The sequence below is a fragment of the Streptomyces sp. NPDC007863 genome (assembly GCF_040633895.1).
In the GTDB taxonomy this organism is placed as follows: domain Bacteria; phylum Actinomycetota; class Actinomycetes; order Streptomycetales; family Streptomycetaceae; genus Streptomyces.
Genome location: NZ_JBEYEI010000038.1, coordinates 1 through 23253, shown reverse-complemented (window position 1 = coordinate 23253; position 23253 = coordinate 1). Strand labels below are relative to the sequence as shown.

The following is a 23253-nucleotide window of genomic DNA, read 5'->3' as shown; positions in this document are numbered from 1 at the left end:
GGCTCGGAAGTCAGGATGACGGCACGAATGATCGAGAGCGGCGGAAGGCTCCGGCGGGCGCTCCTCGGCACCACGGCGATCGCGGTGCTGACGACGTCGCTCGTCGGGCTCGCCCCGACGGCAGTCGCCGCCGACGCACGGTCGCAGCAGTGGTACCTCGACGCCATGGGTGCCGAGGACATCTGGAAGAAGACGACCGGCAAGGGCATCACCGTTGCCGTGATCGACACCGGCGTCGATCCGGACACCCCCTCGCTCAAGGGCAAGGTCCTGAAGGGATGGGACGCGTCCGAAAGCAAGGGCGACGAGACGGATGACTACACCGGCCACGGCACGACTCTCGCCGAGGTCATCGTCGGATCGGGAGCGGGTGGCGGCCTCAGAGGCCTGGCGCCGGACGCCAAGGTGATCCCGTACCGCATCGCCGACACCGAGCGGCAGAACGAGCAGTCCGTCAACGCTTTCGACATGGCGGAGGCGATCAAGGCCGCAGCTGACAGCGACGCCCGGATCATCAACATCTCCATGGCCAGCGACTACTACCTCGAGGAGGCTCGCGAAGCCGTCCAGTACGCCCTGGGCAAGGGCAAGCTGGTCTTCGCGGGCGCAGGCAACAACGCCGAGAAGGGCAACAAGAAGCAGTACCCGGCGAGTTACCCCGAAGTTGTCGCTGTGGCGGCGACGACTCAAGACGGCGTCGTGGCCGACTACTCCCAGCATGGCGAGACGATCGACCTCGCCGCGCCGGGTAGCAAGATTCCCGGATACTGCGACAAGACGCTTCAGAAGTACTGCGTCGACAGCGGCACCAGTTTCTCCTCCGCCATCGCCTCCGCCTCCGCCGCCCTCATCTGGTCCGCGCACCCCGACTGGACGGGCAATCAGGTGCTCCGCGCCATGCTGGAGTCGGCCGGTCGCGGTGACGACTGGAAGCCGGGTACGGTCAGCACCAAGGCCGGACACGGAGTCGTCCGCCCCAACGCCCACATCAACCGTGGCATCGGCAAGCCGGGCGACCCGAACATCAGCCCCCTGACCAACATGCCGACGGGCGGCTCCGCCGACGGGACGGCTCCTTCGGCCACCGCGTCCGCGGGTACGCCGTCCGGGTCGGCCGCCCCCTCCGCAACAGCTTCGACACAAGCTCCCGACGGCAAGCAGACGTCCGGCGCGCCTGTGGCAGGCTCCAACGGGAGCGCGTCCGAGGACGCGGACGGCGGCAGCGGCACCGGTCTCGTCATCGGCGTCGCCGCGGCGGTCGTGGTCGTCGTAGCGGCCGCAGGAGTGGTCATCGCACGCCGACGGCGCGCGACCGCCTGACAGCACCACCCACACAAACCTCCCTGCGTCCGCGCGAGTTTGCGGGCGCAGCCTCAACAGAGAACCCGAGAAAGGGAGAGCGACACATGTCAGTCTTGAAGGTTGGCGATCAGAGTCTCAAGGATTTCCAGGACGAGCTCACCCGCAAGTTCGATGACGTGAAGGGCCAGCTGACGGCCCTCCAGGGCGTCATCGACAGCCTCGAAGGCCGCTGGAAGGGCATCGGCGCCGGCGCGTTCGACGCCAAGCAGACCGAGATCAACCAGGGCATGGTGCGTATCGCCAAGCTGATGCTGAACTTCCAGGAGGCCATCCAGGTCACCCGGACGACGTCCAGCAACACGGACGACGAGGTCGAGGCGGCCCTGCGCGGCGTCGACGTGACCGCGGGCTTCTCCGGCGACGCGGGCGCCGAGAAGGCCGCCCGTTCGGGCATCGCCGGCCTCTGACCTCCGGGTCGGAGCCACGCATCAACCCCACCTGAACGACACCACCGAAAAACGGAGGGAACATGGCCGGCAACGACGGCATCATGCTCGTCACGTACGCCTCGCTCGACGACGCGGCGAACCAGATCGACGCGCAGGCGAAGCGCCTGGACGAGGCCCTGGAGGCCATCCAGACGAAGATCCGCTCGGTCTCCAACACCTGGGAGGGCGAGGCGAAGACCGCCGCCGACGGCGCCCACGCCAAGTGGGACCAGGAGACGCGCGCGATCCACCAGGCCCTGCAGGGCATCTCCAAGGCCGTCCGCCAGGCCGCCCCGGCCTACCAGGCGGGCGACAAGCGCGCGGCCGGCTTCTTCTAAACCGAAGCCGAACGACGGCAACACAGGGTGGGCGTGCACGGGAGGCGCCCACCCTGTCGCGTTCCCGGGACCGGCGCCGACTGCTCGCCCTACTCCGGAACACACCTCGAGGCGCCGGAGACGGCCGTCACCAACATCTCCAGCTGCCGTAAGGGTTGCTGTACGCCACGGACCTCGACGACCTTCCCACCCCCAGCTACTCCCACCTCGCTGTCAGGGCCGGCCTTTCGCCGTCACGTCCTCGGGCTCGCGAGGCCCCGTAGCGTGCTGCTCCTTCTGTACTCATTCGGGTGACGCCGACAATGCCATCGCGTACGCCAGGACGAGCATTTCCACGGCCGCTGCGTCGGACGGCCCCGTCGTCCGAGGCGAAGACCTGGACGAAGAGCTCGTTCTCGGCCTTGCTGTTCGGGATGCGGGATGCGGGATGCGGGATGCGGGATGCGGGATGCGGGGCAGGGGACGTGGCTGACGCCGCTCCTTGTCGGCGTAGGTGTACGTCCCGTCCTCGCTCACGTGCTCGTCGAGCTTGACGCCCCACTCGGTGGCGGCGACCCTCGTTGCCTTCGTGCCCCTCTGCCACCACTCCCACTTGGCGTTCAGGACACTGCTGTCGTCCACCGAGACCATGCCCTTGACGTAGCCGTGCCCTGCCTTCCGATTCTCCGTGATCTTTTCGCCGCTCGACGGAAGGCAGGGGCGACAGCAGAGCCGTGGGGACCGGTGTGCCGCACAGGGGAGTTCGGGTCGTCGAAGGCCCGCTTCAGCTCGTTCGCCTGGGAGCATCCGGAGGCGGGAAGGGCGAGAGTGAGGGCGGCCGTGGCCTGCGCGCGCTTCATGTCACGTGCTTCCTGGAGTCCGGGGAGGCGGAGGTGGGGGCGTCGCATCGGTCGCGGCGCCCACCGGGCCGCTACGTCCGCACGCACTCCGGCGACGCCGAAACGCCCTGCGCGTACGCCTGGATGAGCTTTTCCATCGCCGCCTCGTCGGGCCTGCCGTTGTTCGCGAGGAAGATCTGCGCGAACAACTCCATTTCGCCCTTGAACGTGGGAACGCTCGGCTCGGGGCAGGAGACGCGGCCGACGCCGCCCTTGTCGGCGTACGTGTACGCCCCGTCCTCGCTCACATGCTCGTCGAGATCGACTCCCCGCATGGCTGCGGCCACTTTCGTCGCACCGGTTCCCCCTTCCCACCAGGACCAGGAAGCGTGGAGCACATCCGTGCCGTCCACCAAGACCGTGCAGGTGAAGTATCCCTTCCCGTCCTTCTTCTCCTCCGTGATCCTCTCCCCACCCGCGGGGAGCACCGTCGACAGCAGATCCACGGGGACCGGCGTACCGCACAGGGAGTCAGGCACCCCGAACGCCCTCGTCTCCTCTTCTGCCGGCTGGGAGCATCCCGATGCGAGGAGGACGAGCACGAGGGAGGCCACGGTCTTTGCGTACTTCATCATGTGGTTCCTGATCGGGGGAGGGAGCCGCGGGATCAGCCGGGCTGAATATCGGACAGCAGGTCATCGGCCATGCGGGCCGTGTTGGCGTTGGCGTCCGAGAAACCGTTGGATGCGCCGGTCAGAGCCCAGCGGTCGACCTGATCGTGGTACGGGAGGTGGTGGGCCTTCGCTGCCTCCTGTGCCGCGATCTGGCCCATGTCGACGTTCATCACCTTGCTGGCCTCCCAGAGCGGTCCCGCCTCCTTGCCCGCGTCCTTTGCCACGTCCGTCTCGGACTGCTGGAAGATGTGCTCCAGGACCATCGAACTGACCGTGCCGGCGACACCGCTGGCCACGGCTCCGCCGACCGGGGTGGCGATGAAACTGACGCCGACGCCGACGCCCGTGCCGATCGCGCCGGACCAGGCGTTCTTCTGCTGGGAGACGGAGTCCGCGAAGTCCTTGGCCTCCTTGGCCGCCGGACCCACGATCGCTTCCTGTCGACCGACGGCCAAGGTGCCGCCGACCTCCGAGGAGCGCCGTGTGATCTCTTCGATCGTGTCCTGCGGCGGATGCGGGTACTTCATGTCGGCGGGTGTGTTCGGGTTGAGGTGGTGGTCCATGAGACTGCCCAGGTAGGCGGCCTGGCCGACCTCGACGGCGGCGTTGGCCTTGGGGTCCTGCCCCAGTGTGACCAGGAGCCGGGTGACGTCCGAGTGCTTCAGCTCCGCAGGGGTACCGGCGATGGGGAAGAGCTTGTTGGTGTCGTCGCCGATGTCGTCGGAAACGGCGCGGTTGATGTCCGGAAGGTACTCCGAGGTGATCTGCCCGATGCTGTCCGACATGTAGCTGTGCTTCGTCAGCCGCCCCGGATCGTCGGAGACCGACGCGACGAGCCTCTGCATGAGCTCCGCCTGGTCCTTGTTGTGCGGCGGGGTCTCCTCCGTGGGCATCTGGCCGGCCGGATGGCCGGTCGTCGCGGCCTCCAGTGCCATCGCGAGGTTGTTGCGGCCCTCGGTGCTGTCCGTGCCCTTGTCGGTGCTCTCCTTCGGCCAGTCGCGCTCTTCGAAGAGGTAGTCGAAGTTGGTCAGCTCCCGCTTCTCCTTCTTGCCGTCCTCCTCCTTGAACTCGTGGTCCTCGTCCTTGGTGACGAAGTCCGCGTTGAAGAAGTCCGTGGCGGCACCGGGGCTGTTCGACAGCGCGGCCAGGAAGCCGGTCATGGGGTCGGAGCCGGAGTCGGTGCCCGTGTGGTTCAGCTTCGGGTCGATGCCGAGGCTCTGCCACGCCATGGGGACCTGACGGCCGTTGAGCGAGTACTTCTTCTCCGCCTCGATCAGCTTCGTGCCGTAGCTCGTGAGGAACTGGTCGTCGTAGTTGCCCCAGCGCATCAGGTTGCTCATCACCTGGAAGCCCTGCGAGAGGTTGTTCTTCCCGACCGGCTGGTCGCCGAGGTTGACGATGTCGCTCTTCCAGCGCGACATCTCGGGGGTGTCCGCCTGCGTCGCGGTGGCGAGGGTGAGGCCGAGGTTCTTCTGGAGCTCGGCGAACTGCTTCTGCCGGTCGTGGTTCAGCCCGGGATGCTCGTAGGGCTGGCTGATGCCCGACCAGAAGTCGAGGGTCTGCTTGGCGCCCAGCCGCGTCGCGAAGCGTTCGGCGAAGAGCGGGTCGCCGGCGTACTTCTTCAGCCCGGCGTTGAGCGCGTCGAAGTCCGCCGTCGTCAGGTCCCCAGGCGCCTTCTTCGCCAGCCCCGCCAGCTTCTCGGCCTCCTTGACGGCGCGGACCGCCGAGTCGCGGTCCTTGTACGACGCGTCGGAGAAGCCGTGGTCCGTGAGGTCGACGAGCGCCTTCAGCGCGGCGGAGGCGGTGGTGTCGATGTCGGTGGCCGCGCTGACGATGCCGTCGAGCTCGTCGCGCAGCGCGTTGACGTCGCTCTGGCCGTTCGGGGCCTTCTTGTCGGGGTTCTCGCTGACCGTGAAGGAATCGCCGGACACGGTGACGGTGAGGTTCTTGCTTCGGCCGCGCTCGATCGCGTCCTTGAGCCGACGCTGCTGTGCCTTCAGGTCGTCCCGGGTGTCCTGCATGATGTTCCGGATCGACGTGGCCTGGGTGAGCGCGTCACCGAACTCGCCGGCGGTCTTGCCGACGAACTCGCGCGAGATTTCCGCGTTGTCGCCCGCCCAGTCGGCCGTGAGCGCCTTCTTGTGCAGTCCGTCGTGCGCGTCCTTCTTCAATGCCGTCAGCTTGGTCAGCAGGTTCGTCCAGTCGCTGACCGTGTCGTCGAGAAGCTTGAAGTTCGCCGAATAGAGGCCTTCGAAGTTCATCAGCTCTTCCCCCGCCTTCAGTCCTTCTTGTCCTTCTCGTCCGGCTTGTAGATCTCGTTAGGCTTTCCGGGCTTGGCCCAGTCCTCGTCGAAACCCGCGTCGAGAGTGGCGATGCTGCTGACGTGTCGCCCGATGAAGATCTCGTCCCCGGCGTGCGCGTTCTGTGTGAAGTCCATGTGATTCGAGATCAGCGCGCAGGCGTCCATGACGGATCCGAGCTGCTTTTCCCATCGCGTCGACACGTGCGACAGCGCGGCGCCGAGCGCGAACCCCTGCCCGCTGAGGTCGGAGGCCGCCGAGTCCGTGGAGGTGACGCGGGCTTCTTTCCACAGCCGGTTGTACAGCTTGAATGCCTCGTCGCCGATCGCGGCAAGGTCCTGCTGGTTCACCTTGAGGAACCCGCCCGAGGGGCTGCCCGCGTTCGGCCGATCCTCGGGAGGCACCCCGTTCAAGTGCATCCGACCCGAGTCCTGCCCGGCCGCCGAGGACTTCAGCCGCTCCCATTCGTCCCACGCCATGAACGTCATCACTCCTTGCGGGTCGCATTCATCGGACCCGCTTCGAGGAAGCTCGTCGGGAAATCCCCGAGGCTCTTGACATTCTCCGGCCCCGCGCGCACGACGAGCCAGCCAGTAGGCGAATTCGGCCACTATCTGGCGCGATTCCGCACCCTGGGGACGGGGCTTTCCTGAATTTCTGGCTCAGCGCGACATGAACTCCGCTCGCCGACCCCGAGATCTGTTCGTTCGACCTATCGGCGACATCGTTGACGAATTCCTGCGGGGGAGGGCCAAGCCACCTTCGAGTCAGCACCAGCCGGAGTGCCGAGGAGTGGTCCTCCCCCTCACTCTCACTGCGCCACGAGCCGGAACGACTCCACACACTGCCAGGCCGACACCAGGGCGAGGACCGCGAAGACCCATCGCGCGCCGCGGTGGCGGGCCCGGAGGGTGGCTCGGGTTTCGGCGGTGCGGGGGCGTCTGAAGAAGGTGTCCAGCTTCTCCAGGCCCCCGCACGCCACGATGACGCACAGCGCTGCCATGCCCCCGAACAGGAGCGCCATCATGCGCACCGCCGACCCCCCATCATCCGCACCACGATCCCCGTAGCCATCCCCGCCACCATCCGCGGCACCCGCCGGCACCCGCCGGCACCCACCGGTCGGCACCGCCGTCACTCCACCCCCTACAACTCCGGCATCCGCCCCGTCTGCACCAGCGGATTCCCCCGCTGCCGGGAGACGTAGATGCCGCGGCCCGGGGGCATCGGGCGCATGCGGACGCCGCCGAGGACGTCGCCTTCCTGGGGGTCGCCGGAGAGGAGGACGCCCTGGGCGCCGAGTTCCATCATGCGCTGCATGAAGGACTCGTACGCGGAGCGGCTGGCGCCCGCCGCGCTGCGGGCGATGATGAAGCGGACGCCCACGTCCCGGGCGAAGGGGAGCAGTTCCGTCAGCTTGGCCAGCGGGTTGCCGCTCGACGTGGAGACCAGGTCGTAGTCGTCGACGACCACGAAGAGGTTCGGGCCCGACCACCAGCTGCGGTCCCGCAGCTGCTGGGCGGTGACGTCCGCGGACGGCGAGCGGCGGCGCATCAGGTCGGCGAGGGCGTCGACGTGGTGCTCCATGTTGTTGGACATGGGGACGTACTCGGCGAGGTGGCTCGCCGGCGTGACGTCGAGCAGCGCGCGCCGGTTGTCGATGACGAAGAACTTCGCGGAGGCCCCGTCGTACCGCTCCGTGATCTGCTTGATCATCAGGCGCAGCAGGTTCGACTTGCCCGACTCGCTCTCGCCGAAGACGAGGAAGAAGGGGTCGCGGTCGAAGTCGACGAAGACCGGCTCCAGGTTGTTCTCGTCGATGGCGAAGGCGACGCCGCGCTGCGGCTCCGCGTGGCCCGCCGGAAGGGATCGCGCGTCCAGCTCGCGCGGCAGCAGCCGCACCTCGGGCGCGCCCGGCGCCGTCCAGTGCCGGGTGACCTCCTGCGTCATCGCGGCCGTCGCCTCGGCGAGGTCGCTGTCGGAGCTGATGCCGTCGATGCGCGGCACGGCCGCCATGAAGTGCAGCTTCTCCGGGGTGAGACCGCGGCCGGGGACGCCCGTCGGCACGTTCGCCGCGATCTTGCGGTCCAGCTCGGAGTCCATCGTGTCGCCGAGCCGCAGCTCCAGGCGGTTCATCAGGTGGTCCTTGAGGTTGGCGCGGACCTCCATCGAGCGCGAGGCGGTGATGACCACGTGGATGCCGTAGCCGAGACCGCGGGCCGCGATGTCCACGACGGCCGGCTCCAGGCCCTCGTACTCGGTGCGGAAGTTGCCCCAGCCGTCGATGACGAGGAAGACGTCGCCCCACGGCTGCTCGGTCACCGAGATGTCGCCGCGGGCGCGCAGCCGGCGGTAGGTGGCGATGGAGTCGATGCCGGCGGCGCGGAAGTACTCCTCGCGCCGGGACAGGATGCCGTACACCTCGGCGACCGTGCGTCGCACCCGCTCGGGGTCGAGCCGGGAGGCGACGCCGCCGACGTGCGGGAGGCCCGCCACCGAGGCCATGCCGCCGCCACCGAAGTCGAGGCCGTAGAACTGCACCTCGTGCGGGGTGTGGGTCAGCGCGAAGGCCGAGATCAGGGTCCGCAGCAGCGTCGACTTGCCGGACTGCGGGCCGCCGACGATCTGCATGTGACCGGCCGCGCCGGAGAAGTCCCGGTAGAGCGTGTCGCGGCGCTGCTCGTACGGCTTGTCGACGACGCCGAGCGGGACGACGAGCCGGCCCGCGCCCTCGTAACCGGGCTGGGTGAGCCCCCGGCCCTCGACGCCCGCGAGCCCCGGCAGGACCGAGTCGAGCGCCGGCGGGTTGTCCAGCGGCGGCAGCCACACCTGGTGCGCCTCGACGCCGCGCCCTTCGAGACGGCGCACGATGACGTCGAGCACCGAGTCCGCCAGCGCGTCGTCCTCCGCCTCCCGCGCCTCGGGTACGCGTGCCTGCGCCTCCGGCTCCAGGTAGCGCACGGGAACCGGCGCGGCGGTGAAGGGCACCGGCCGCCGGTCCACCGGCAGCGGCCCGCCGGGCAGCGCCGTGTGCTGGTTGGCGCGGTAGGTGCCGGAGACGTACGCGGCCTTGAACCGCACCATCTCGTCGGTGCCGTACTTGAGGTAGCCGGAGCCCGGCACGTTCGGCAGCGAGTACGCGTCGGGCACGCCGATCGCCGCCCGCGACTCGGCCGCCGAGAAGGTCCGCAGACCGATCCGGTAGGAGAGGTACGTCTCCAGGCCGCGCAGCCGGCCCTCCTCCAGGCGCTGCGAGGCCAGCAGCAGGTGGACGCCGAGCGACCGGCCGATGCGGCCGATCTGCACGAACATCTCGATGAAGTCGGGCATCGCCGTCAGCAGCTCGGAGAACTCGTCGATGACGAGGACGAGCGAGGGGATCGGCTGCAGCGGCGCGCCGGCCGCGCGCGCCTTCTCGTAGTCGTGGATGTTCGCGTAGTTGCCCGCGTCGCGCAGCATCTCCTGGCGCCGGTTGAGCTCACCGCGGATGGAGTCGCCCATGCGGTCCACCAGCGTGAGGTCGTCCGCCAGGTTGGTGATCACCGCGGCGACGTGCGGCATCTGGGACATGCCGGCGAAGGTGGCACCGCCCTTGAAGTCCGCGAGGACGAAGTTCAGGGTCTCCGAGGAGTGCGTCACCGCGAGACCGAGCACCAGCGTGCGCAGCAGCTCCGACTTGCCGGAACCGGTCGCGCCGACGCACAGGCCGTGCGGGCCCATGCCCTCCTGCGCCGCCTCCTTGAGGTCGAGCATCACCGGCACGCCGTCCTCGCCGACGCCGATCGGCACGCGCAGCCGCTCGGAGCGGGACCGCGGCCGCCAGGTGCGGCTCACGTCGACGGAGGCCGCGTCGCCGAGGTTCAGCAGGTCGGTGAAGTCGAGGTTGGCGAGCAGCGGCTCGTCGTCGTCCGAACCGCCCGCCATCCGCAGCGGCGCCAGCTGCCGGGCCAGCGCCTCGGCCGCGTCCAGGCTCAGCGCGTCCGGGGCGCCGTCGTACACGTGTCCGTGCCCGGATTCGAGGCGCAGCGTCCCGCCCTCCACGATCACGGAGAGGTCGCCGCGGGCGCCGGTGCCCCGGCCGTCCACGACCTCGATGATCGTCACGCCCTGGATGCCCTCCGGCGAGGCGAGCGGCGAGGTCTGCGGCACGGACTGTCCGTCGAGCACCACCACGAGGTGCGGGAAGTCGAGCAGCGGGTGGTTGGGGCCCTGGAAGCGGGGCCGCCCGTCGAGGCGCTCGGCGACCAGGTCCTCCAGCTCCCGCGCGTCCGTCGTGATCAGCCGCCGGCTGCCCGCCCCGTCGCCGGCGCCCGGGGCCTGCACGTGCGGCAGCCACTTCGTCCACTCCCAGGAGGGGGCCGCGCCGTCGCCGGTGGCGACGACGACGACCAGGTCCTCGGGGGAGTGGAGCGCCGCCAGCGAACCCACCATCGCGCGGGCCGTCGACCGGGCCGCCTCCGGCTCGCCGCCGACCGTGAGGTGGTAGAAGGCACGCAGCGACACGGCCATCGGCAGGCCGTCCAGCGTGCCGTGCGCGTGGAGGAACTGCTGCATCGCCCCGGCGGTCAGCGGTTCGAGCTCGTCCACCGGCGCCGTCTCGGGGGCGATCAGCGGCGTCGCCAGCTGCTGGCTGCCGAGACCGACCCGGACCTGGCCGAAGTCGCCGTCCCCGATGCGCCGCTCCCAGACCCGGCTGCCCTCGGCGACCAGCGCCCACAGCTGTTCGGGCGAGGGGTGCAGGTAGTACTGCGCGTCCCGCTGGAGCCGTGCCGTCCGCAGCACGGCGCGCCGCGTCTGCGTCAGGTACTTCAGGTAGTCGCGCCGCAGGTCCGCGAGCTGCCCCTGCGTCCCGCGCCGGTAGCGGACCAGCATCGCGATGGCCATGGCCACCGTCGACGCGATCATCACCATGCCCATGATCCGCATGATCGGGTTCGGCGTCATGAAGAAGAACACCACGGAGCCGCCCATGCCGAGCATCGGCAGGAGCTGCATCAGGGCACCCTCCTGCTGCCCGCGGGGCAGCTCCGGAGGGGGTTGCAACTGCACCTGCTCGTCAGGCACTTCGGACGGCAGGGCCCGCGGTGGGCGCTTGACGACGATCTGGCTCACAGCTCACCAATTTCCGTTGCCGGACGGAAAGTTCCTCTAGACGCCCCCGTGGCGACGGGATCCATCCGCGGGGAGGGATCCTACTTTGGTGCGGGGTCACGGGTGGGCGGTAGGGTGGCCCGAAATATTTGCGTGGCCATGAACTATCGCAAAAATCGGGTCATTCGGAGCGCAATATCCGCAGCTCCCGGACCACGGTCCACGAGCCGCTCCGCGGTCGCGCACCGGCGGCCGGACCCGCCGGCCAGGATCACCACGAGGGGAAGCAGCAGGTGAGTATGACGGCCCCAGCCACGGCCGGCGGAGCCGGCCAGTCGGCTCCCACCACCGTGTTCCACGGCGGCACCGGCTTCTGCCGGATCACCGTCGTCGCGCCCGACGGCCGCGTCGACGTCGCCCTCCCCGAGGACGTCGCCCTCGCCGACCTCTACCCGGAGGTGCTCCGCCTCTCCGGCCAGACCCCGGCGCCCGGCGCCCCCGTCGGCTACCACCTGGTGCGCCGCGACGGCACCGTCCTCGACGGCAGCCGCTCGCTGGCCGCCCAGCGCATCCTCGACGGCGAGCTGCTGTCGCTGCGCCCCTTCGCCGAGTCGCTGCCCCCGGCCGTCTTCGACGACGTCTCCGACGCGGTCGCCTCCGCCGTCGCCAAGGACCGCACCCTGTGGTCCGACGCCCTGATGCGCGGCGCCGGCCTCTTCGGCGGCGCGATCCTCCTCGTCCTGCTCGCCTTCGTCCTGTGGACGTCCGAGCCCCGCCACGACATGCACGGCCTGCCCGGCGTCCTGGCCGGCGTCACCGCCGTCCTGCTGCTGGCGCTCGCCGCCGTCCGCGCCCGCGTCTACGACGACCGCGGCTCGGCCGTGGCCCTCGGCACCGGCGCGATGGCGAACGCCGCCGTCGCCGGCTCCGGAGTGCTCGCCCTCGCCTCCGGCCAGGGCATCGGCAAGCTCCAGTTCCTGCTCGCCTGCACCGCCGTCCTCGTCTGCGCCGTCATCCTCACGATCGTGTCGCCGAGCGGCGACGGCCCCTTCGTCGCCTTCGTCTTCGCCTCCGCCGTCGGCATGCTGGTCGCCTTCGCCGCCATCCTCACCGCGCTCACCCCGGCCGAGACCGCCGCCGTCTGCGCCCCCTTCGCGGTCGGCGCGCTCGCCTTCCTGCCCGGCCTCTCCACCCGCTTCGCGCGCCTCCCGATCGGCTTCGAACCGCCCCGGACCACCGTCGGCGGATACGGCTCCGAGGCCGAGCCCCAGGGCCCGGTCGACGCCGCCCGGATCGCCGCCCAGGCCCGCCGCGGCCACGAGCTGCTCGTCGGCCTGGTCGGCGGCTGCGCGCTCGTCGCCGTCGGCTCCGCCGCCGTCCTCGGCTTCTCCGACACCGTCTGGGGCCAGCTCCTCGCCCTCGCCACCGGCGTCGCGATGCTGATGCGCGCCCACCTCTTCCGCTACACCGCGCAGGTCGGCTGCGCCCTCGCGGCCGGCCTCGGCTCCCTCGTCCTGCTGGGCCTCGGCCTCGCCCTGAACCCGCCGGTCGAGCTCCTCCTGGAGGCCCTGAAGGGCGACGGCACCGCGCTCGACATCCGCACCGTCTGGCTCTCCGCCGCCATCGCCGCCGTCGCCGCGCTCCTCACGGCCATCGGCCTGATCGTCCCGCGCAAGGGCGTCACCCCCTTCTGGGGCCGCTTCCTGGAGATCGCCGAGACGTTCGTGCTGCTCACGCTGCTGCCGCTCTGCCTCGCGGTCTTCGACGTCTACCACTCCATCCGGGCGCTGACCTCCTGAGTCGCCTGGTACGCTGTGTGACGGCCGTTTGTGTGCGCCCTCCCGGAAGCAGGCGAGATCCCGCCTCGGGGAGCAGCGCTCATCGGACCTTCGCTCCCGAGTCACGGAAGCTCCCCTGAGATGTAGACCAGGGGCACTCGTGGGCACGAAACCTGAGGAGAACCGCGTGGCTCTCGACGCCGCCGTCAAGAAGCAGATCATGGCCGAGTTCGGCACCAAGGAGGGCGACACCGGCTCCCCCGAGGTCCAGGTCGCCATGCTGTCCCGCCGCATCTCGGACCTGACCGAGCACCTCAAGACCCACAAGCACGACCACCACTCCCGTCGTGGTCTGCTGATCCTGGTCGGTCAGCGCCGCCGTCTGCTGCAGTACCTGGCCAAGAAGGACATCCAGCGCTTCCGTACGCTGGTCGACCGCCTCGGCATCCGCCGCGGTGCGGCCGGCGGCGCCAAGTAAGACGCCGTGGAGGGAGCGGTTCCCACTTTCAGGGGGCCGCTCCCTTTGCTGTACGTGCGCGAAGTACCGACCGGCAATTACTCTGGTCGCAGAACACCACAAGCACGACCGCGCGAGAAGCAGCCGGCACGCCGCCGGTCCTCGGTAGTGGCCCCCGGGCAAAGTCCCCGGGTGCTTCGATCGAAGACCGGCCCGCCACTTCACCGCTTCTCCCGCACCCGTCCCGCGCCACACGGGCGCCCGGACCAAAGACGAACGTAGGAGAAACCCATAGTGGAGAACGAGACCCACTACGCCGAGGCCGTCATCGACAACGGCTCCTTCGGCACCCGTACCATCCGCTTCGAGACCGGCCGTCTGGCCCGTCAGGCCGCCGGCTCCGCTGTCGCCTACCTGGACGACGACACCATGGTGCTGTCGGCGACGTCCGCCTCGAAGCGCCCCAAGGACCAGCTCGACTTCTTCCCCCTCACGGTGGACGTCGAGGAGCGGATGTACGCGGCCGGCAAGATCCCCGGCTCCTTCTTCCGCCGTGAGGGCCGTCCCTCCGAGGACGCCATCCTCACCTGCCGTCTGATCGACCGCCCGCTGCGCCCGTCCTTCAAGAAGGGCCTGCGCAACGAGATCCAGGTCGTCGCCACGATCATGGCGCTCAACCCCGACCACCTGTACGACGTCGTCGCGATCAACGCCGCGTCCGCGTCCACCCAGCTGGCCGGCCTGCCCTTCTCCGGCCCGATCGGCGGCGTCCGCGTCGCGCTGATCAAGGGCCAGTGGGTCGCGTTCCCGACGCACACCGAGCTCGAGGACGCCGTCTTCGACATGGTCGTCGCCGGTCGCGTCCTGGAGGACGGCGACGTCGCGATCATGATGGTCGAGGCCGAGGCCACCGAGCAGACCATCACCCTCGTCAAGGGCGGCGCCGAGGCGCCGACCGAGGAGATCGTCGCCGCCGGCCTGGAGGCCGCGAAGCCGTTCATCAAGGTCCTGTGCAAGGCCCAGGCGGACCTGGCCGCCAAGGCCGCCAAGCCCGAGGCCGAGTTCCCGATCTTCCTGGACTACCAGGACGACGTGTACGCCGCCCTCTCCGACGCCGTCCGCGGTGAGCTGGCCCAGGCCCTCACCATCCCGGGCAAGCAGGACCGCGAGGCCGAGCTCGACCGCGTCAAGGAGCTCGCCGCCGAGAAGCTCCTCCCGGCCTTCGAGGGCCGCGAGAAGGAGATCTCCGCCGCCTACCGCTCCCTGACCAAGGCCCTGGTCCGCGAGCGCGTCATCAAGGACAAGGTCCGCATCGACGGCCGCGGCGTCACGGACATCCGTACGCTCGCCGCCGAGGTCGAGGCCATCCCGCGCGTGCACGGCTCCGCCCTGTTCGAGCGTGGCGAGACCCAGATCCTGGGCGTCACCACCCTCAACATGCTCCGCATGGAGCAGCAGCTGGACACCCTCTCCCCGGTGACCCGCAAGCGCTACATGCACAACTACAACTTCCCGCCGTACTCCGTCGGCGAGACCGGCCGCGTCGGCTCCCCGAAGCGCCGCGAGATCGGCCACGGCGCGCTCGCCGAGCGCGCGATCGTGCCGGTCCTCCCGACCCGCGAGGAGTTCCCCTACGCGATCCGTCAGGTGTCCGAGGCCCTCGGCTCCAACGGCTCGACGTCGATGGGCTCGGTCTGCGCCTCCACCATGTCGCTGCTGAACGCCGGTGTGCCGCTCAAGGCCCCCGTCGCCGGCATCGCCATGGGCCTGATCTCCCAGGAGATCAACGGCGAGACGCACTACGTCGCCCTCACCGACATCCTCGGTGCGGAGGACGCCTTCGGCGACATGGACTTCAAGGTCGCCGGTACGAAGGAGTTCGTCACCGCCCTCCAGCTCGACACCAAGCTGGACGGCATCCCGGCCTCCGTCCTGGCCGCGGCCCTCAAGCAGGCCCGCGACGCCCGCCTCCACATCCTCGACGTGATGATGGAAGCGATCGACACCCCGGACGAGATGTCCCCCAACGCCCCGCGGATCATCACCGTCAAGATCCCCGTGGACAAGATCGGCGAGGTCATCGGCCCCAAGGGCAAGATGATCAACCAGATCCAGGAGGACACCGGCGCCGAGATCACGATCGAGGACGACGGCACCATCTACATCGGTGCCGCCGACGGCCCGGCCGCCGAGGCCGCCCGCGCCACGATCAACGGCATCGCCAACCCGACCATGCCGGAGGTCGGCGAGCGCTACCTGGGTACGGTCGTCAAGACCACCACCTTCGGTGCCTTCGTCTCCCTGCTCCCGGGCAAGGACGGCCTGCTGCACATCTCGCAGATCCGCAAGCTCGCCGGTGGCAAGCGCGTGGAGAACGTCGAGGACGTGCTCGCGATCGGCTCCAAGGTCCAGGTCGAGATCGCCGAGATCGACCAGCGCGGCAAGCTCTCCCTGATCCCCGTGATCGAGGGCGAGGACGAGACGAAGGACGACGCCTCCTCGTGACGTCCCGTAGTTCCGCGACGACGGCCCGCCCCTCTTCCGAGGGGCGGGCCGTCGCCCGTACCCAAACGCTTCTCCCGGGCAAGGACGGCATCGGCACCGTCCGCCGCACGACCCTCCCCGGCGGCCTCCGGATCGTCACCGAGACCCTTCCCTCGGTGCGCTCGGCGACCTTCGGCATCTGGGCCCACGTCGGCTCCCGCGACGAGACGCCGGCGCTCAACGGCGCCACCCACTATCTGGAGCACCTCCTCTTCAAGGGCACGGCCAAGCGCTCGGCCCTCGACATCTCGTCCGCGATCGACGCGGTCGGCGGCGAGATGAACGCCTTCACGGCGAAGGAGTACACCTGCTACTACGCCCGGGTCCTCGACACCGACCTGCCGCTGGCGATCGACGTCGTCTGCGACATGCTCACGGGCTCGCTCATCCTCGACTCCGACGTGGACGCCGAGCGCGGCGTGATCCTCGAAGAGATCGCGATGACCGAGGACGACCCCGGCGACGTGGTGCACGACCTGTTCGCGCAGACGATGTTCGGCGACACCCCGCTGGGCCGCCCGGTCCTCGGCACCGTCGACACGATCAACGCGCTCTCCCGCGGCCAGATCGCCCGCTTCTACAAGAAGCACTACGACCCGACCCACCTGGTCGTCGCCGCCGCGGGCAACGTGGACCACGCCACGGTGGTACGCCAGGTCCGCCGCGCCTTCGAGAAGGCCGGCGCCCTCACCCGTACCGACGCTGCCCCGGTCGCCCCGCGCGACGGCCGCAAGGCCATCCGCACGGCCGGCAGGGTCGAGCTGCTCGGCCGGAAGACGGAGCAGGCGCACGTGGTCCTCGGCATGCCGGGCCTGGCCCGCACCGACGACCGCCGCTGGGCGCTCGGCGTGCTGAACACCGCCCTCGGCGGCGGCATGTCCTCCCGCCTCTTCCAGGAGGTCCGGGAGAAGCGCGGTCTCGCCTACAGCGTGTACTCGTACACCTCGGGCTTCGCCGACTGCGGCCTCTTCGGCGTCTACGCGGGCTGCCGCCCCGGCCAGATCCACGACGTGCTCAAGATCTGCCGGGACGAGCTCGCCAAGGTCGCCGCCGAGGGCCTCACCGACGAGGAGATCACCCGCGCCGTCGGCCAGCTCTCCGGCTCCACCGTCCTCGGTCTGGAGGACACCGGCGCGATCATGAACCGGATCGGCAAGAGCGAGCTGTGCTGGGGCACCCAGATGTCGGTCGACGACATGCTCGCCCGGATCGCGGCCGTCACCCCGGACGAGGTCCGGGAGGTCGCCCGGGACGTGCTGACCCAGCGGCCGTCGCTCTCGGTGATAGGCCCGCTGAAGGACAAGCAGGCGGACCGCCTCCACCAGGCCGTCTCCTGACCACCCCCTAAGGAAGAAGTGCGATGAGCAAGCTGCGCGTGGCGGTCCTCGGCGCCCGGGGCCGTATCGGCTCCGAGGCCGTGAAGGCCGTCGAGGCCGCCGAGGACATGGAACTGGTCGCGGCCCTGGGCCGCGGCGACGAGCTGACGGCCCTCACCGAGGCGGGCGCCCAGGTCGTCGTCGAGCTGACCACCCCCGACTCGGTCATGGCCAACCTCGAGTACTGCGTGGGCCACGGCATCCACGCCGTCGTCGGCACCACCGGCTGGACCGAGGACCGCCTCGCGCGGCTGAACGGCTGGCTCGCCGCCTCCCCGGAGACCGGCGTGCTCATCGCCCCGAACTTCTCCATCGGCGCGGTCCTCACCATGCGGTTCGCCCAGCTCGCGGCCCCGTACTTCGAGTCGGTCGAGGTCGTCGAGCTGCACCACCCGAACAAGGTGGACGCCCCCTCCGGCACCGCCACCCGTACCGCCCAGCTGATCGCCAAGGCCCGCGCCGAGGCCGGTCTGGGCGCTCAGCCGGACGCCACCGCGACCGCCCTCGACGGGGCCCGCGGCGCCGACGTGGACGGCGTGCCGGTCCACGCGGTACGGCTCCGGGGCCTGCTGGCCCACCAGGAGGTGCTGCTCGGCGGCGAGGGCGAGACGCTGACCGTCCGCCACGACTCGCTGCACCACTCCAGCTTCATGCCGGGCGTGCTGCTCGGTGCCCGCCGCGTGGTGAGCACCCCGGGCCTCACGTTCGGCCTGGAGCACTTCCTGGACCTGGGCTGACGGTCATGGGCGGCAAGATCACGTACGTCTTCCTCGCCACCGTCCTCGTGCTCGTCTTCGGGGTGGTGGCGATGGAGGGCGTCCTGCTCCTCCTGACCGGCGAGCCGGTGGCCATGGGCATGGGCGCGGTGGCGTTCCTGCTGCCGTGCGTCGGCGGCTGGTTCCTGTGGAAGAACACCAGCTTCGCGCGCCGGGCCAACCGGCTGGCAGCGGAGCTGGAGGCCGAGGGCGGACTGCCCGTCGACGAGCTGGAGCGCACCCAGGGCGGCCGGATCGACCGCGACTCCGCGGACGAGGTCTTCGCCCGGCGCAAGGCCGAGACGGAGGAGACCCCGGAGGACTGGCGCTGCTGGTTCCGGCTCGCGGTCGCCTATCACGACGCCCGCGACACCCCCCGGGCCCGCAAGGCGATGCAGCGGGCCATCGCCCTCCACGAGGGCCGGACGGTCAGCGCCTGACGCCGTACTCGGCGTACCAGGCCTCGACGGTGTCGGCGGCCCGGTCGAAGGCCTCGATCCGGGAGAGGAAGTCGGCGTTGTGGTCGGTGAGCAGCACCAGCTGCTCGCCGGCCGTCCGGTCGAGGAGCAGGGCCTGGCCCTGGACCGTCCGGGGGAAGTTCAGCCAGCGCACCGGCTGCTGCACGGTGCGGACCGCGGCCACCTTCGGCCAGGGGGTGGTGTGGGTGGCGAGGAAGGCGACGCGGCGCACGCCGGCGCGGCTCACCCAGGTGCCCATGCGCAGCAGGCGCAGCGCGGCCAGGATGATCAGCACGGCGAAGCCGAAGGTGACGCCGGCCCCGCCGACGGCGCCCGCGGCGGCGATGATCACCGCGGCGAGCAGCACGAACGAGGCGAGCAGCAGCGCGAGCGCCGCCGCACCGACCCGGTAGGGCCCCGGACGGTACGGACGGCGCCACTGGTCGTGGTCGTCGAACGGCAGCGCGACGGCGTCGTCGGCGTCGAAGGCACGGTCGGCCGTCAGGAAGGGCAGGGGCACGGCGGTTCCTCACTCACAAGCACGCTCGAAGGGGCAGTGCCCGGTGAGGCTACCTCAGCGGTTGTCGGAGGCTTCGGACTGCTGCTGGCGCGCGGTCGAGTCCGTGCTGTCGAGGGAGGGCATCCCGAGGACGAGCGAGCCGACGAGTCCGGCGGCCACGGTCAGTCCCAGCAGCGTACGTCCGACGACCTGCCCGGGCCTGAGCCGCTCCCGAGGCGGTGGAGTGACGTTACTGCGGAAATCGTCGGCCTCCGCCACGAACGCGAACGGTACGGCCTCGTCCCGCCTGTACATGGGTGTCACTCTCCTCATGGGTCGTCGTGCGCCTCAGAGGTACAGACGAGGGAACAGAGGGTTTGGTGCCGTTTTTCACCGAAGCAGCCCAATCTCATCCTTCAGACGGACTCGCGCTAACCTGGGCCCGCCCCACAGACGACTGGAAGGTACTCCTGGTGACCGACACCCCCACCGAGCCGGCGAAGATCGACATCAGGAGCGACGTCACCGTCGAACTGGTCAAGAGCGCCGCGGCCGACTCCGACGTCCTGTGGGCGGCCCGGGTCTCCACGGCGGGGGAGCAGTCCCTCGAAGAGCTCCAGAAGGACCCGGAGCGTTCGAAGGGCCTGATCAACTACCTGATGCGGGACCGCCACGGCAGCCCGTTCGAGCACAACTCGATGACCTTCTTCATCAGCGCCCCGATCTTCGTCTTCCGCGAGTTCATGCGCCACCGGGTGGGCTGGTCGTACAACGAGGAGTCGGGCCGCTACAGGGAGCTCCAGCCGGTCTTCTACGTCCCCGACGCCTCCCGCAAGCTGGTCCAGGAGGGCCGTCCGGGCAAGTACGTCTTCGTCGAGGGCACCGAGGCCCAGCACGAGCTGACCGGCCGCGCGATGGAGGACTCGTACCGCCGGGCGTACGAGACCTACCAGGAGATGCTCGCCGCCGGCGTCGCCCGCGAGGTGGCCCGCTCGGTCCTCCCGGTCGGCCTCTACTCCTCGATGTACGCCACCTGCAACGCCCGCTCGCTGATGCACTTCCTCGGCCTGCGCACCCAGCACGAGCTGGCCGCGGTGCCGTCCTTCCCGCAGCGGGAGATCGAGATGGTCGGCGAGAAGATGGAGGAGCACTGGGCCCGGCTGATGCCGCTGACCCACGCCGCCTTCAACAAGAACGGCCGCGTCGCGCCGTAGGGCACAGATGTTCGTCCACTCTCATGAAGTGTCCGTATTGCGACGTTTCGTGAAGTTCATCTAGGCTGATCAAACGGACCCGGCACTGCTTGAACCCCCGAGCAGGCAGTGCCGGGCTCCACTTCTCACGTCCCCCGAGGGGACACCCGGCGCTGAGCAGCGAGTAGCGTGTTACCCATGGCTCCGATCTCCACTCCGCAGACCCCCTTCGGGCGGGTCCTCACCGCCATGGTCACGCCCTTCACGGCGGACGGCGCTCTCGACCTCGACGGCGCCCGGCGACTCGCCACCCACCTGGTGGACGCAGGCAACGACGGCCTCGTCGTCAACGGCACCACCGGCGAGTCCCCCACCACCAGCGACGCGGAGAAATCGGAGCTCGTACGCGCCGTACTGGAGGCGGTCGGAGACCGCGCCCACGTCGTCGCCGGCATCGGCACCAACGACACCCACCACTCCATCGAGCTGGCCCGCGCCGCCGAGCGCGACGGCGCCCACGGCCTCCTCGCCGTCACGCCGTACTACAACAAGCCCCCGCAGGAGGGCCTGTACCGGCACTTCACCGCGATCGCCGACGCCACCGGCCTCCCGGTGATGCTCTACGACATCCCCGGCCGCTCCGGCGTCCCGATCGACACCGAGACCATCGTCCGGCTCGCCGAGCACCCCCGGATCGTCGCCAACAAGGACGCCAAGGGCGACCTCGGCCGCGCCAGCTGGGCCATCGCCCGCTCCGGCCTCGCCTGGTACTCCGGCGACGACATGCTCAACCTGCCGCTCCTGTCGGTCGGCGCCGTCGGCTTCGTCTCCGTCGTCGGCCACGTCGTCACCCCGGAGCTGCGCGCCCTCCTCGACGCCCACCTCGCGGGCGACCACGAGAAGGCGACCGAGATCCACCAGAAGCTGCTCCCGGTCTACACCGGCATGTTCCGCACCCAGGGCGTCATGACCACCAAGGCCGCGCTCGCCCTCCAGGGCCTCCCGGCGGGTCCGCTGCGCCTCCCGCTCGTCGAGCTTTCCGACCAGGAGACCGAGCAGCTCAAGGTCGACCTGGCCGCGGGCGGGGTAGACCTCTGACATCCGACTTCACAACTGAACAGTGACAACTCAAGACCGCGACAACTGAAAACCGACAACAGCAAGTGCACGATTGTCATGCGCGCCACGTGCCGACCGGTACGTGGCGCGTGTGGTGAGGAGAGTCTTTTGAGCCATCCGCATCCCGAACTCGGCGCCCCGCCGAAGCTCCCCCAGGGCGCCCTGCGCGTCACTCCGCTCGGCGGCCTGGGCGAGATCGGCCGCAACATGACCGTCTTCGAGTACGACGGCAAGCTGCTGATCGTCGACTGCGGCGTCCTCTTCCCCGAGGAGGAGCAGCCCGGCGTCGACCTGATCCTGCCCGACTTCACCACCATCCAGGACCGCATCGACGATGTCGTCGGCATCGTCCTGACCCACGGCCACGAGGACCACATCGGTGGCGTGCCGTACCTGCTGCGCCTGCGGCAGGACATCCCCCTCATCGGCTCCAAGCTGACCCTCGCGCTGATCGAGGCGAAGCTCCAGGAGCACCGCATCCGCCCGTACACCCTCGAAGTGGCCGAGGGCCACCGCGAGCGCCTGGGCGCCTTCGACTGCGAGTTCATCGCGGTCAACCACTCCATCCCGGACGCCCTGGCGGTCGCGATCCGCACCCCCGCGGGCATGGTCGTCCACACCGGCGACTTCAAGATGGACCAGCTGCCGCTGGACAACCGCCTCACGGACCTGCACGCGTTCGCGCGCCTCAGCGAGGAGGGCATCGACCTCCTGCTCACGGACTCGACGAACGCCGAGGTCCCCGGCTTCACGGCGCACGAGCGGGACATCTCCAACGTCCTGCGGAACGTCTTCGCCAACGCCCAGAAGCGGATCATCGTGGCGAGCTTCGCCAGCCACGTGCACCGCATCCAGCAGATCCTCGACGCCGCCCACGAGTACGGCCGCCGGGTCGCCTTCGTCGGACGCTCGATGGTCCGCAACATGGGCATCGCCCGCGACCTCGGCTACCTGAAGGTCCCGGCCGGCCTCGTCGTGGACGTGAAGACCCTCGACGACCTCCCGGACGACGAGGTCGTGCTGGTCTGCACGGGCTCCCAGGGCGAGCCGATGGCGGCCCTGTCCCGGATGGCCAACCGCGACCACCAGATCCGGATCGTCCCCGGTGACACGGTCATCCTGGCCTCGTCCCTCATCCCGGGCAACGAGAACGCGGTCTACCGCGTGATCAACGGCCTGACCCGCTGGGGCGCCAACGTCGTCCACAAGGGCAACGCCAAGGTCCACGTCTCGGGCCACGCCTCGGCCGGCGAGCTGCTGTACTTCTACAACATCTGCAAGCCGAAGAACCTCATGCCGGTCCATGGCGAATGGCGCCACCTGCGCGCCAACGCCGAGCTCGGCGCGATGACGGGCATCCCGAAGGACCACATCGTCATCGCCGAGGACGGCGTCGTCGTCGACCTGGTCGACGGCCGCGCCCGCATCACCGGCAAGGTCCAGGCGGGGTACGTGTACGTCGACGGCCTCTCGGTCGGCGACGTCACCGAGTCCTCCCTGAAGGACCGCCGGATCCTCGGCGAGGAGGGCATCATCTCGGTCTTCCTGGTGGTGGACTCCTCCACCGGCAAGATCACCGGCGGCCCGCACGTCCACGCGCGCGGCTCCGGCATCGAGGACTCCGCGTTCGACGCGGTGCTCCCGAAGATCGAGCAGGCGCTGAACAAGTCCGCCCAGGACGGCGTCGTCGAGCCCCACCAGCTCCAGCAGCTGATCCGCCGCATCGTCGGCAAGTGGGTCTCCGACACCTACCGCCGCCGGCCGATGATCCTCCCGGTCGTCGTCGAGGTCTGAGCCCGAAGGGCCTGACCAGCAGCGTCACGGAGCGGGGCGCCTCGATTTGCATCGGGGCGCCCCGCTCCAGTACGTTTACGGCTCCACCAGAACGGGAAGCCCCAGCGCCGCAGTGCGCTCGGACGGCGGAACGGGAGGTGGAAAATCCGACCGAGATCATCTGATAAAGTCGGAAAGCGCCGGAAGGCCCCGAGAAAAACAAATCGGGACCGGAAAGCACCGAGGAAATCGGATCGGAAAGATCTGATAGAGTCGGAAACGAAGGAAGC

The 23253-nt window shown here is 69.8% G+C and carries 19 protein-coding genes; 12 read left to right on the top strand and 7 right to left on the bottom strand.

The window, feature by feature from the left end; genetic code table 11:
• The first annotated feature begins 15 nt into the window (after nucleotides 1-15).
• The 3 genes from ABZ621_RS36035 (at nucleotide 16) to ABZ621_RS36025 (ending at nucleotide 2128) form a co-directional block, all read left to right on the top strand.
• Nucleotides 16-1320, top strand: a complete 1305-nt coding sequence (locus ABZ621_RS36035; protein WP_360611173.1) for a S8 family serine peptidase — start codon at nucleotides 16-18, stop codon at nucleotides 1318-1320.
• 86 nt (nucleotides 1321-1406) lie between these two features.
• The gene (locus tag ABZ621_RS36030) at nucleotides 1407-1769 is read left to right on the top strand and encodes a WXG100 family type VII secretion target (RefSeq protein ID WP_043230526.1); all 363 of its coding nucleotides are present in this window, start codon (nucleotides 1407-1409) and stop codon (nucleotides 1767-1769) included.
• A 62-nt stretch (nucleotides 1770-1831) separates the two neighbouring features.
• Nucleotides 1832-2128 carry a WXG100 family type VII secretion target gene (locus ABZ621_RS36025; protein ID WP_360611170.1) on the top strand — a complete coding sequence of 99 codons (297 nt, stop codon included), beginning with the start codon at nucleotides 1832-1834 and terminating at the stop codon, nucleotides 2126-2128.
• Nucleotides 2129-3038: 910 nt separating this feature from the next.
• Here ABZ621_RS36025 and ABZ621_RS36020 read toward each other — a convergent pair.
• From ABZ621_RS36020 to eccCa, 5 genes are all read right to left on the bottom strand, one after another.
• On the bottom strand, nucleotides 3039-3581 hold the full coding sequence (locus ABZ621_RS36020; RefSeq protein ID WP_360611168.1) for a hypothetical protein: 543 nt from the start codon (nucleotides 3579-3581) through the stop codon (nucleotides 3039-3041).
• A 32-nt stretch (nucleotides 3582-3613) separates the two neighbouring features.
• Nucleotides 3614-5881: a hypothetical protein gene (locus ABZ621_RS36015; protein ID WP_360611167.1), complete on the bottom strand. Its 2268-nt coding sequence runs from the start codon at nucleotides 5879-5881 to the stop codon at nucleotides 3614-3616.
• A 17-nt stretch (nucleotides 5882-5898) separates the two neighbouring features.
• Nucleotides 5899-6399: a hypothetical protein gene (locus ABZ621_RS36010; protein ID WP_360611196.1), complete on the bottom strand. Its 501-nt coding sequence runs from the start codon at nucleotides 6397-6399 to the stop codon at nucleotides 5899-5901.
• Between the two features lie 332 nt (nucleotides 6400-6731).
• Nucleotides 6732-6923 (bottom strand): hypothetical protein, encoded by a 192-nt coding sequence (locus ABZ621_RS36005; RefSeq protein WP_360611165.1) that lies wholly within the window; start codon nucleotides 6921-6923, stop codon nucleotides 6732-6734.
• Between the two features lie 143 nt (nucleotides 6924-7066).
• Entirely contained in the window at nucleotides 7067-11032 is a 3966-nt protein-coding gene (eccCa, locus tag ABZ621_RS36000; RefSeq protein WP_360611163.1) for a type VII secretion protein EccCa, read from the bottom strand.
• A gap of 272 nt (nucleotides 11033-11304) precedes the next feature.
• Here eccCa and eccD point away from each other — a divergent pair, with 272 nt between their 5' ends.
• From eccD to ABZ621_RS35970, 6 genes are all read left to right on the top strand, one after another.
• Nucleotides 11305-12810 carry a type VII secretion integral membrane protein EccD gene (eccD, locus tag ABZ621_RS35995; protein ID WP_360611161.1) on the top strand — a complete coding sequence of 502 codons (1506 nt, stop codon included), beginning with the start codon at nucleotides 11305-11307 and terminating at the stop codon, nucleotides 12808-12810.
• Between the two features lie 166 nt (nucleotides 12811-12976).
• Nucleotides 12977-13267, top strand: a complete 291-nt coding sequence (gene rpsO, locus ABZ621_RS35990; protein WP_128976159.1) for a 30S ribosomal protein S15 — start codon at nucleotides 12977-12979, stop codon at nucleotides 13265-13267.
• 273 nt (nucleotides 13268-13540) lie between these two features.
• Entirely contained in the window at nucleotides 13541-15751 is a 2211-nt protein-coding gene (locus ABZ621_RS35985; RefSeq protein ID WP_360611158.1) for a polyribonucleotide nucleotidyltransferase, read from the top strand.
• Nucleotides 15748-17127, top strand: a complete 1380-nt coding sequence (locus ABZ621_RS35980) for a pitrilysin family protein (RefSeq protein WP_360611156.1) — start codon at nucleotides 15748-15750, stop codon at nucleotides 17125-17127. The genes ABZ621_RS35985 and ABZ621_RS35980 overlap by 4 nt, the downstream gene beginning before the upstream one ends.
• Nucleotides 17128-17150: 23 nt before the next feature.
• A complete protein-coding gene (gene dapB, locus ABZ621_RS35975; RefSeq protein ID WP_360611154.1) occupies nucleotides 17151-17903 on the top strand; it encodes a 4-hydroxy-tetrahydrodipicolinate reductase in 753 nt (250 codons plus the stop codon).
• Nucleotides 17904-17908: 5 nt separating this feature from the next.
• Entirely contained in the window at nucleotides 17909-18361 is a 453-nt protein-coding gene (locus ABZ621_RS35970) for a hypothetical protein (RefSeq protein ID WP_360611152.1), read from the top strand.
• On the opposite strand, the gene ABZ621_RS35965 is transcribed toward ABZ621_RS35970, so the two are convergent.
• Together ABZ621_RS35965 and ABZ621_RS35960 are read right to left on the bottom strand one after the other, a co-directional pair.
• Nucleotides 18351-18899 carry a hypothetical protein gene (locus tag ABZ621_RS35965; RefSeq protein WP_360611150.1) on the bottom strand — a complete coding sequence of 183 codons (549 nt, stop codon included), beginning with the start codon at nucleotides 18897-18899 and terminating at the stop codon, nucleotides 18351-18353. The genes ABZ621_RS35970 and ABZ621_RS35965 overlap by 11 nt on opposite strands.
• A 54-nt stretch (nucleotides 18900-18953) precedes the next feature.
• Nucleotides 18954-19193 carry a hypothetical protein gene (locus ABZ621_RS35960; RefSeq protein ID WP_360611149.1) on the bottom strand — a complete coding sequence of 80 codons (240 nt, stop codon included), beginning with the start codon at nucleotides 19191-19193 and terminating at the stop codon, nucleotides 18954-18956.
• A 158-nt stretch (nucleotides 19194-19351) separates the two neighbouring features.
• Here ABZ621_RS35960 and thyX point away from each other — a divergent pair, with 158 nt between their 5' ends.
• From thyX to ABZ621_RS35945, 3 genes are all read left to right on the top strand, one after another.
• Nucleotides 19352-20092 (top strand): FAD-dependent thymidylate synthase, encoded by a 741-nt coding sequence (gene thyX, locus ABZ621_RS35955; RefSeq protein ID WP_360611147.1) that lies wholly within the window; start codon nucleotides 19352-19354, stop codon nucleotides 20090-20092.
• A gap of 177 nt (nucleotides 20093-20269) precedes the next feature.
• Nucleotides 20270-21169, top strand: a complete 900-nt coding sequence (gene dapA / locus ABZ621_RS35950; RefSeq protein ID WP_360611146.1) for a 4-hydroxy-tetrahydrodipicolinate synthase — start codon at nucleotides 20270-20272, stop codon at nucleotides 21167-21169.
• 129 nt (nucleotides 21170-21298) lie between these two features.
• Complete coding sequence (locus ABZ621_RS35945) at nucleotides 21299-22984, top strand: ribonuclease J (RefSeq protein ID WP_360611145.1); 1686 nt, start codon at nucleotides 21299-21301, stop codon at nucleotides 22982-22984.
• Nucleotides 22985-23253: the final 269 nt, after the last annotated feature.

Excerpts from the sequence above, each read along its gene's own strand:
- dapB (WP_360611154.1), top strand. The coding sequence starts at position 17,151 with ATGAGCAAGCTGCGCGTGGCGGTCCTCGGCGCCCGGGGCCGTATCGGC.
- ABZ621_RS36025 (WP_360611170.1), top strand. The coding sequence starts at position 1,832 with ATGGCCGGCAACGACGGCATCATGCTCGTCACGTACGCCTCGCTCGAC.
- ABZ621_RS35960 (WP_360611149.1), bottom strand. The coding sequence starts at position 19,193 with ATGTACAGGCGGGACGAGGCCGTACCGTTCGCGTTCGTGGCGGAGGCC.
- ABZ621_RS36035 (WP_360611173.1), top strand. The coding sequence starts at position 16 with ATGACGGCACGAATGATCGAGAGCGGCGGAAGGCTCCGGCGGGCGCTC.
- ABZ621_RS35970 (WP_360611152.1), top strand. The coding sequence starts at position 17,909 with ATGGGCGGCAAGATCACGTACGTCTTCCTCGCCACCGTCCTCGTGCTC.
- ABZ621_RS36015 (WP_360611167.1), bottom strand. The coding sequence starts at position 5,881 with ATGAACTTCGAAGGCCTCTATTCGGCGAACTTCAAGCTTCTCGACGAC.
- ABZ621_RS36020 (WP_360611168.1), bottom strand. The coding sequence starts at position 3,581 with ATGATGAAGTACGCAAAGACCGTGGCCTCCCTCGTGCTCGTCCTCCTC.
- dapA (WP_360611146.1), top strand. The coding sequence starts at position 20,270 with ATGGCTCCGATCTCCACTCCGCAGACCCCCTTCGGGCGGGTCCTCACC.
- ABZ621_RS36005 (WP_360611165.1), bottom strand. The coding sequence starts at position 6,923 with ATGGCAGCGCTGTGCGTCATCGTGGCGTGCGGGGGCCTGGAGAAGCTG.
- ABZ621_RS36030 (WP_043230526.1), top strand. The coding sequence starts at position 1,407 with ATGTCAGTCTTGAAGGTTGGCGATCAGAGTCTCAAGGATTTCCAGGAC.
- ABZ621_RS36010 (WP_360611196.1), bottom strand. The coding sequence starts at position 6,399 with ATGGCGTGGGACGAATGGGAGCGGCTGAAGTCCTCGGCGGCCGGGCAG.